This window comes from Pseudoalteromonas sp. GABNS16E (genome assembly GCF_028598715.1).
GTDB classification, from domain to species: domain Bacteria; phylum Pseudomonadota; class Gammaproteobacteria; order Enterobacterales; family Alteromonadaceae; genus Pseudoalteromonas; species Pseudoalteromonas atlantica.
Genome location: NZ_JAQREZ010000103.1, coordinates 1 through 4,253, shown reverse-complemented (window position 1 = coordinate 4,253; position 4,253 = coordinate 1). Strand labels below are relative to the sequence as shown.

Genomic DNA, 4,253 nt, shown 5'->3' with positions numbered 1-4,253 from the left:
GGCACCGCAGCTGCATCTCATTTATGGTTAATTTAATGGCTGGATTAATTGCCTACACTTTTCAGACTAAAAAGCCGAGTATAAAAGTGACTCGACTTTAATTCTTATGCAGATCTGAGGTTAATTAAGTTTTAGATGGGTGTCATCATTATTTTAATAATTCTTTTCATACTTATTTACTAGAAAGTGGAGTTTTCAAAGGAATGTGGTGGTTTATTCCCAATAAAGCATTAACTTGTTATTTACAAGCAATGCTATAGTTAGTTATATCGTTTTAGGTGTTGATTCAGTAAAAAATAAATGACGAACAATATAATAATAAAAATCAATATGGTGTGGTTTCGCTTTTTTGTGCTCCTGTTATTTTTACTACCAAGTAGTGCTACATTTGCCAATAGCTCTTCACTAACTTCATCTGATATAAAATCAATCCAAAGCCTGCTTAGTGATATTAAAGCCAACAAGCTAGATTACCTTTTACACCAAAAACAACTAACCCGCGCTTATAACGTCACTAAACATATAAAGCATAAACAGTTGCACTTTGAAGCGGCTGCCTTATATTCAGAGCTACTTTTTCGACAAGAACAATACACCGCGCTAAGTACCCATTTGCTAATGTATTTAAAGAGTACTGAGCTTGTAACATATAAAAACAGCCACCTACTATTTTTAGAGGCTCAGCTTAAGCTTTTCGCAATTAACAAAGAGTTAAGTAATGCGCAATCGCTTGCTAATCAACTGCAAACGCAGGTAAAACAGCTTTCTCCTAACGAAAAAATCATTGTTTTTCGGGCTATAGCCTATTACTACACCGAAACCGACGAACTTAAAAAAACGCTAAGTGCGGCGTTAACAGGTTTAGAGCTTGCTATAAAAGAAGAAGACATAGCCTCGCAGGGCTACTTTTTTAGAAAAATTGCCGACGCTTACAACTACCTCTACAAAGATGATAAAGAAAAAGCCATTTATTATGCTCAAAAAGCGGTAGATGCTTACGAGCAAACAAGCGACGGCCTATTTACTGCTAAAGCTTATTGGAGTTTAGGGAACGTATTACTTGAGGTCGGTCAGCCTAAAAACGCGCTTGTATACTTAAATAAAGCGCTGGCTTATTTTAGCAAAGTTAATATGAAAAAAGGTTTAGCCTTCGCTCAATATTCTATTGCAAATATTCAATACCTGCAGGGTAATTACGATACAGCTTTAATGCTTGCAAACAAAAATATTGCACTTGCAAGCTCTGCCGGTATTAACGACATGCATTTAGCATCAATGATTTTATTATCAGACATCTACACAAAACAAAATTTATTAAATAAAGCCAACCAAGTAAACGACGAAGTATTTTTAAACCTAGATAAATTTAGCCGCAGCATTTATAAGGCTGATTTTTTAAGCAAACGCTATAAATTAAAGCGCCAGCTTAACTTCACCGAAGATGCATTTAAAGCAATCGAAGATGAGCTTGCTTATACAATAAAACACTACGAAGCCACCAGCGAAACCAATATAAAAACCTTGCAGGTTAAATTTGAAGTAAAAGAAAAAGAAGACAAAATTTTACAGCTAGAATACGAAAAAGACATAAACAAACTGCAGGCAACAGAAGAACACCAGCAAAAAATAATTTGGCGCTTAAGTGCCTCAATTGCCTTTATTTTGGTCATCGTGTCGCTATTTTTATTTTACCGCCAAATGCGCCAACGTAAAAAATACCATGCTATAGCATTAACCGACTACCTAACTAACAGCTTAAATCGGCGTGGCATTTTGCAAAAAGCAAATGAGTGTTTATCCCAGCAGAGCCTAGCAATAGCTATTGTCGATTTAGATTACTTTAAAGCTATTAACGACAAATTTGGCCACGATATAGGAGATTTAGTACTTATAAAATTTGCTCAAGCAGCAAAAGACACACTAAGTACTAACGATAAGTTTGGGCGCTATGGCGGCGAAGAGTGGCTATTTGTTTTAAAAACACAAAACCGGGATAAAATAAGCAGCTTTTTTGAAAATCTTGAAAATAAGTTAGCGCAGTACTGTAGTCATATTGAGGCATTGCCAAGTAAAACACACGTTACCTTTAGTGCTGGCGTGGCAATAAGTCATGCTAAAAGCGACTCACTCAGCGAGCTAATTAAACGTGCAGACCAACAACTCTATAAAGCAAAAGAAAATGGCAGAAACCAAATAGCAATCGCGTAAATATACGTTATTAGTCACCTTCAATAATCATTTTTTTTATTTTTATCGCTTTTTCAAAGTGATCTAACTTATGGATGTGTATCCACCACGTAGCGGCTTGCATCAGCAGCTCTGGATTGTCGTTTTTATTTGCAAAAAAAGCGTAAAAAGAAAGGCCTACGTTTTCGCCTTTGGCTGCTATTTTTTTATCGCACACAGCTATAATTTTTGCTTTTAGTTCTTCCTGCATACATACCCAGGGCAAGAGCATGAAAAATTACTTGCTATTCAATACCTTTCCTAGATAGCTCTCGTTTCTAGCTGCTTTTAGCTGTTTAGCGCGCACACCTTTGTTAAAGGATGTCTCTTTCTTTAATAAATTCAATGCAATATGCCTTACACCAGCAAACACTTCTGCTGCGCCGTCACGGCGTATACGGCAACCATCTTCATTCATTGCCACATCTAAACACCAATGAAGACTGTTTTCAATATGCCAATGCGCTCGCGTAGCTTCAGCTAGTCTTTGCGCACTCATTTTTGCAGAGCTGATGTAATATCGATATGTTAATTCTCCTTGCTGTTGGTTATCCGCTTTACGGTAAGACACTATCACGCCTACACTTTGTAAATTGGGCCAACTGGCACTTGCAGGAATTTGAGCCATATCATGGCAGACAACAGCTGCCCTGAATTCTTCTCGGCCTCGTTGATAATCTACTTCACTTATTAAGCTATCAGTCCCTATCTGGCGTGATATTTCTGGTTGTAAGAGCTGTTTTACTTGTTCAAATAAGTTGCCTTGGTTGGCTTTGAGGGCCAGCAAATAATCCGCTTCCTTTTCTATAATTTGCTTCGCAATCTCCTTTTGACAACCCATCGCATCAATTGTCACTAAGCAACCTTTTAGCTCTAGTAACTGAAGCAACTCTGGGATTGCGGTGATTTCATTGGACTTCGAATCAGTCTTACATTGACCTAACGTCACACCATTTTCACAGGCAAACGCACTGACAATGTGGATAGCATCTTTTCTATCTGGCTGTTTAAATGAACCTTTTAGCCTTTTTCCATCAATGGCAACCACACTGCCGTCTGTGAGCTCACTACAGCTTTGCATCCATTGAGAGAAACAGGCTTGAAACTGGGTCATATCGATGCGGCTTATGACCCGTGCAATAGTGTCGTGACGAGGCACACCGTTCGATAGTGCGATAAATTTCCGTAACCAAGATAGTTTGTCATGGGCAAAATCTTCTATTTCTTCCCAGCCTTGGCAACCTGCGATTACGGCACTGATAGTTAGAAACAGAATATCGAATAATGGATGTTGCACTTTGCCTTGCTGGCGTGGGTCATCAATGGAAGAAAAATGTTCAAATAACGTATTTGCTGACATAATTGGGCTGCTCAATATGAAAAGCAGTATAAGATCATAAATTTATGTCAAGGTAAAGTTCATGATCTTGCCCTGCATACATACCTTATTTAATTGTATTTTAATTATCTAAATATACCGTTTAAAAAACTAACAATTAGCTGTAAAAGACTTCTATCAATAATACTATGATTCTCAAACTCTTTATTAGGCGTATTTACTTTTGTAGCTTTGCATTCATTATTTAGCGGCTCATTTTTATGTATATTGGTTTCATAAGCTATATCAGCTTGCTCCATACATTGTGCAGAGCCCGCATAAGGCTTTGCCGCACAGCCAGTTAAAAATATACACAATGAAAATACAATTAAAAACGCTTTCATATTCAATCCTATTTTACGCACCCTTGTGCTTTAAATTATAGCTGTAAGTTTGCTTACTTAGTCGGCTATTAAAACAAGTAGATCAATAAAAAACACACCAACTTCATCAAAAAAAGTGTCGCCTTTAGCACTAATGCCGATCAGTTAAGAAATATTTTAATGATCAGTTGACCGATCCTCTATAGATGTAAGAATCCGATGAGCATTTGCCATCGGATTTTTTTATGAATATTAAAACAGCTTTAGACACCGCATTTAATGCCAGTACCCAATTTCATTCGTTTGAAAAACTCTCATCACTTCTA

At 37.1% G+C, this 4,253-nt stretch carries 4 protein-coding genes and 1 pseudogene; 2 read left to right on the top strand and 3 right to left on the bottom strand.

What is annotated here, in order from left to right:
• Both PSI06_RS21755 and PSI06_RS20655 read left to right on the top strand, forming a co-directional pair.
• Positions 1-101, top strand: a pseudogene (locus PSI06_RS21755) (IS982 family transposase); the annotation flags it as partial.
• A gap of 199 nt (positions 102-300) precedes the next feature.
• The gene (locus PSI06_RS20655) at positions 301-2,208 is read left to right on the top strand and encodes a tetratricopeptide repeat-containing diguanylate cyclase (RefSeq protein ID WP_273604772.1); all 1,908 of its coding nucleotides are present in this window, start codon (positions 301-303) and stop codon (positions 2,206-2,208) included.
• A gap of 10 nt (positions 2,209-2,218) precedes the next feature.
• Here the strand turns inward: PSI06_RS20655 and PSI06_RS20650 are convergent, their stop codons facing one another.
• The 3 genes from PSI06_RS20650 to PSI06_RS20640 all read right to left on the bottom strand — a co-directional run bounded on the left by PSI06_RS20650 (position 2,219) and on the right by PSI06_RS20640 (position 3,948).
• A complete protein-coding gene (locus PSI06_RS20650; RefSeq protein WP_273604773.1) occupies positions 2,219-2,437 on the bottom strand; it encodes a DUF6500 family protein in 219 nt (72 codons plus the stop codon).
• Between the two features lie 27 nt (positions 2,438-2,464).
• Positions 2,465-3,586, bottom strand: coding sequence for an ISAs1 family transposase (locus PSI06_RS20645; RefSeq protein WP_273604774.1), 1,122 nt, complete (start codon positions 3,584-3,586; stop codon positions 2,465-2,467).
• A 104-nt stretch (positions 3,587-3,690) separates the two neighbouring features.
• A complete protein-coding gene (locus tag PSI06_RS20640; RefSeq protein ID WP_273604775.1) occupies positions 3,691-3,948 on the bottom strand; it encodes a hypothetical protein in 258 nt (85 codons plus the stop codon).
• Positions 3,949-4,253: the final 305 nt, after the last annotated feature.

What these genes read in the sequence shown, in the direction of transcription:
- PSI06_RS20645 (WP_273604774.1), bottom strand. Translation starts at nt 3,586, where the DNA reads ATGTCAGCAAATACGTTATTTGAACATTTTTCTTCCATTGATGACCCA.
- PSI06_RS20650 (WP_273604773.1), bottom strand. Translation starts at nt 2,437, where the DNA reads ATGCAGGAAGAACTAAAAGCAAAAATTATAGCTGTGTGCGATAAAAAA.
- PSI06_RS20655 (WP_273604772.1), top strand. Translation starts at nt 301, where the DNA reads ATGACGAACAATATAATAATAAAAATCAATATGGTGTGGTTTCGCTTT.
- PSI06_RS20640 (WP_273604775.1), bottom strand. Translation starts at nt 3,948, where the DNA reads ATGAAAGCGTTTTTAATTGTATTTTCATTGTGTATATTTTTAACTGGC.